The organism is Streptomyces sp. NBC_01261 (assembly GCF_036226385.1).
Classification (GTDB): domain Bacteria; phylum Actinomycetota; class Actinomycetes; order Streptomycetales; family Streptomycetaceae; genus Streptomyces.
Genome location: NZ_CP108463.1, coordinates 3264392 through 3268704, shown reverse-complemented (window position 1 = coordinate 3268704; position 4313 = coordinate 3264392). Strand labels below are relative to the sequence as shown.

The following is a 4313-nucleotide window of genomic DNA, read 5'->3' as shown; positions in this document are numbered from 1 at the left end:
CCGGTCGTCACCCGATCCCTTTCTGGAAGGAACAGCATGTCCGGCAAGAACAGCCCGCAGCACCAGGCAGCGACGGGCGGGACGGAGCCCGCCCCGGCCCCGGACACCACCGCGGGCGGCGCCCCAGAGACCGAAGCGGCGGCACTCCCGCCGACCAGCGGGGAGGCGACGGCCGCCCGCGCCGGCGACGACCCCGAGACCGCGACGAAGGCGGAAGCGGAGCCGACGTCTCCCGCTCAGCCCGCCGCCGTGGCCCAACTCCCCACCGCGGAAGCCGCCGCAGGCACTGACGAAGCCGCCGTAGGCACCGACGAAGGTGCCGCACCCGAAGCCGCACCCGACACCCACGCCGACCCCGACCCGGGCCCCGAGGCCGTGGCCGGAGCGGCAACGGCCGGATCCGGAGACGGAGTTGGAGCCGGAGCCGGAGCCGGTTCGGAAGCCGGGGAGGACACAGCCGCCGCGGCCCCCGCCTTCGGCCGTCCCTCCCGAGGAGTCCTCGCCGGAGCCGCGATAGCCGGCGCGCTGCTGATCGGCGTGCCCTTCCTGGTGTCCGGTCTGCTCGGCAGGTCGAGTTCGGACGCGAAGCCGTCGGACCAAGTGGCCGACGCGGGAACGGTGTTGAACGGGGCGACGACGAACATCGGTGCCGGCGCCTACGGTTCGGCCAGCCCGGACCCGACCTCGCCGAAGCCGACCCCCTCGCACCCGAGCGGCGGCAAGAACAACACGGTGAAGAAGGGCGCGGGAGCCGCGGCCGCCGGTGCCGGTTCCGGTGCCGGAGTGATCGCGGGCAGTTCCGCCGAGGCCCCCAAGAAGGCGTCCTCCGGCGGGGGTTCGAAGAAGACCACCACGACCAAGATCACGGCCACCAAGACGGTGGTCGCCGCGCCCGGCACCACCATCTACGGCCACGCCTCCAACAAGTGCATCGAGATGGTGGGTCACAAGGGCGCCGACGGTTCGCCGCTGCAGATCAACAGCTGCACCGGCAAGAACTGGCAGAAGTGGGACTTCCGTTCGGACGGCACGATCCGCTCGATGGGCCTGTGCATGGACGTGGCCTGGGGCTCGTCGGCGAACGGCGCGGTGATCCAGATCGCGGTGTGCAGCGGCAACCCGGCCCAGCAGTTCCGCCTCAACTCCAGCAACGACCTGGTCAATCCGCAGGCCAACAAGTGCGTGGACGTCAAGGACCAGAAGACCGGCAACGGCACCCGGCTCCAGCTCTGGGACTGCAACGGCCAGGACAACCAGAAGTGGAGCACCCGCTGAACACGACGGTGCCGCCGCACCCGTAAGGCACGGCGGCACCCCGGACACCAAAGACGCGGCCTAGATGTCCCGGAAGATCTCGATCTGCGCCCCGATCGAGTTGAGCCGCTCCGCCAGATCCTCGTAACCGCGGTTGATGACATAGACGTTGCGCAGCACGGACGTGCCCTCCGCCGCCATCATCGCCAGCAGGACGACCACCGCGGGCCGCAGCGCCGGCGGGCACATCATCTCGGCGGCCCGCCAGCGGGTCGGGCCCTCGACCAACACCCGGTGCGGGTCGAGGAGTTGGAGCCGACCGCCGAGGCGGTTGAGGTCCGTGAGGTAGATCGCGCGGTTGTCGTAGACCCAGTCGTGGATGAGGGTCTGCCCCTGCGCGACCGCCGCGATCGCCGCGAAGAACGGCACGTTGTCGATGTTCAGGCCGGGGAACGGCATCGGGTGGATCTTGTCGATCGGCGCCTCCAGCTTGGAGGGCCGGACCGTGAGGTCCACCAGGCGCGTACGGCCGTTGTCCGCGACGTACTCCGGTGTGCGGTCGTGGTCGAGGCCCATCTCCTCCAGGACCGCGAGCTCGATCTCCAGGAACTCGATGGGCACCCGGCGGACCGTCAGCTCCGACTCGGTGACGACGGCGGCGGCCAGCAGGCTCATCGCCTCGACCGGGTCCTCGGAGGGGGAGTAGTCCACGTCGACGTCGATGGTCGGCACGCCGTGCACGGTGAGCGTGGTGGTGCCGATGCCCTCGACCCGTACGCCGAGCGCCTCCAGGAAGAAGCAGAGGTCCTGGACCATGTAGTTCGAGGACGCGTTGCGGATGACCGTGACGCTCTCGTGGCGGGCGGCGGCCAGCAGCGCGTTCTCGGTGACGGTGTCGCCGCGCTCGGTCAGCACGATCGGCCGGTCCGGGGAGACGGACCGGTCGACCTGCGCGTGGTAGAGACCCTCGGTCGCGGCGATGTCCAGGCCGAAGCGGCGCAGCGCGATCATGTGCGGCTCGATCGTGCGCGTGCCGAGGTCGCAACCGCCCGCGTACGGCAGCTTGAAGCTGTCCATGCGGTGCAGCAGCGGGCCGAGGAACATGATGATCGAGCGGGTCCGGCGGGCGGCCTGCGCGTCGATCGACTCCATGTCCAGCTCGGCCGGCGGCACGATCTCCAGGTCGACGCCGTCGTTGATCCAGCGGGTGCGCACGCCGATCGAGCCGAGTACCTCCAGAAGGCGGTACACCTCCTCGATCCGCGCGACCCGGCGCAGCACCGTGCGCCCCTTGTTGAGGAGCGAGGCGCACAGCAGTGCCACGCACGCGTTCTTGCTGGTCTTCACATCGATCGCGCCGGACAGCCGGCGCCCGCCGACCACCCGCAGATGCATCGGACCGGCGTAGCCCAGAGAGACGATCTCGCTGTCCAGGGCTTCACCGATTCGAGCGATCATCTCAAGGCTGATGTTTTGGTTGCCGCGCTCGATGCGATTGACGGCGCTCTGACTGGTGCCGAGCGCCTCGGCGAGCTGCGTCTGTGTCCAGCCCCGATGTTGCCGGGCGTCACGGATGAGCTTGCCGATACGTACGAGGTAGTCGTCTGCCATGAGGCCGAGGTTATCTCAGATATGAGATGGCGCCTCCTGGGGGGTCCATTCGGGTGACGACCGGTCAGCAGTCCCGCCCTCCGCTGTCGGTGGCCGCTGTCAGTCGTCCTTCTTGGTGCGCGTCTTGCGCCACCCGAACGGCCCGGGCAGGTTCATGGATGTCGTACGGCGCCCCGAGGTGCTGCGCGTGTAGCGCGGGCCGCGCTTGCCGCCTGTCGTGAACGACAGCGACCCCTTGTTGATGTTCAGCCGAAGCCAAGGAAGGATCCGGAAGCTCTTACGGAACGTGAGCGGCATACCCGCCCCCTTTCGTCCGGCACCGGGTACCCCGAAGTCGGCCAATCAACCGAGGACAAAAGGGAGTTGCTCACTCCTCCCCGCTGTCTCCGAGCTGGAGGTGCCAGACGACCGCGACCGGCGATTCGTCCAGTGCGGCGGCGGACGCCTCGGGATCCCAGTGCAGGAGGTCCCAGGACATCCACGTGGGCAGCGGGTCCGGGGCGGCGCCGGGGTCGGGGGAGCGGCGCGGGCGGCGGGGTTCCTCGCAGTGCCGGACCCGGAAGCCGAGCGGGAGGGCGGCCGAGAGGTACGCGCTGAGCGGGCGGTGGTACTCGGTGAGCAGGGTCGCGCGGCCGTCCGGGCCGGCCCGCCGGGGGAGGGTGGGCCGGAGATAGGACGACATGACGTGCGCGTCCGAGATCACGAGATGCCCGCCGGGACGCAGCACCCGCGCGAACTCGGCCAGCACGGCCGCCAGATCGGGGACGTGGGTCAGCGCGAGCGCGCAGACGACGGTGTCGACCGCATCGTCGGGAAGCGGCAGTTGGTGCAGGTCGGCCTCGCGGAGGTCGACGTCCGGCAGTTGCTCCCGGGCCCGCGCGAGCATGTCCGGGGAGGCGTCGACGCCGATGACACGGTGGCCGAGCCGGTGCAGGTGCGCGGTGTGCCGGCCGGTGCCGCACGCGGCGTCCAGTGCCGCGCCGACGGGTAGGCCGTCCAGGATGCGCCGGACGACGGGCTGCTCGATGTCGATCATCTGGTTGCCGGGGTCGTCGTAGCGCGGCGCCCAGTCCTGATAGACGTCGGCCGTGCTGATCGAGCCCGGGACCGCGGTGACGCCCTCCGCGTCGGCGAGCTCCGGGGTGTCCAGCAGCCTGCGGATCTCGGCGATCCGGGCCTCGACGAAGGCCTGGTCGGCGCTTCTCTCCCGGAAGCCGCGCAGCAGGGCGGCACCCTCAAGTCCCAGCAGATAGCCGAGGGGGCTCAGATAGGTCACCCCGGGGACGGTACGGACGCGGGGCGCGTCGGCTCCACCGGTTTTCCGGCGCGGACGGGTCCGGGCATGACCAGCCCGCCCCCATGTACTAGAGTTATCTCGACATCGAGATATCTGCCGAGGTGCACCGCAGCCGCACACTCCGCCGATTCCAGTAGTAAGGCTTGCCTAA

The 4313-nt window shown here is 70.2% G+C and carries 4 protein-coding genes; 1 reads left to right on the top strand and 3 read right to left on the bottom strand.

Going from position 1 to position 4313, the window contains the following annotated elements; genetic code table 11:
- The first annotated feature begins 36 nt into the window (after window positions 1-36).
- Window positions 37-1275, top strand: coding sequence for a ricin-type beta-trefoil lectin domain protein (locus OG226_RS14130; protein WP_329349145.1), 1239 nt, complete (start codon window positions 37-39; stop codon window positions 1273-1275).
- A gap of 60 nt (window positions 1276-1335) precedes the next feature.
- Here OG226_RS14130 and OG226_RS14125 read toward each other — a convergent pair whose 3' ends face one another.
- From OG226_RS14125 to OG226_RS14115, 3 genes are all read right to left on the bottom strand, one after another.
- Window positions 1336-2865: a helix-turn-helix domain-containing protein gene (locus OG226_RS14125; RefSeq protein ID WP_328677582.1), complete on the bottom strand. Its 1530-nt coding sequence runs from the start codon at window positions 2863-2865 to the stop codon at window positions 1336-1338.
- A 99-nt stretch (window positions 2866-2964) separates the two neighbouring features.
- Window positions 2965-3162 carry a DUF4236 domain-containing protein gene (locus tag OG226_RS14120; RefSeq protein ID WP_266773474.1) on the bottom strand — a complete coding sequence of 66 codons (198 nt, stop codon included), beginning with the start codon at window positions 3160-3162 and terminating at the stop codon, window positions 2965-2967.
- Between the two features lie 70 nt (window positions 3163-3232).
- Complete coding sequence (locus OG226_RS14115; RefSeq protein WP_328677577.1) at window positions 3233-4141, bottom strand: class I SAM-dependent methyltransferase; 909 nt, start codon at window positions 4139-4141, stop codon at window positions 3233-3235.
- Between the last annotated feature and the right edge of the window lie 172 nt (window positions 4142-4313).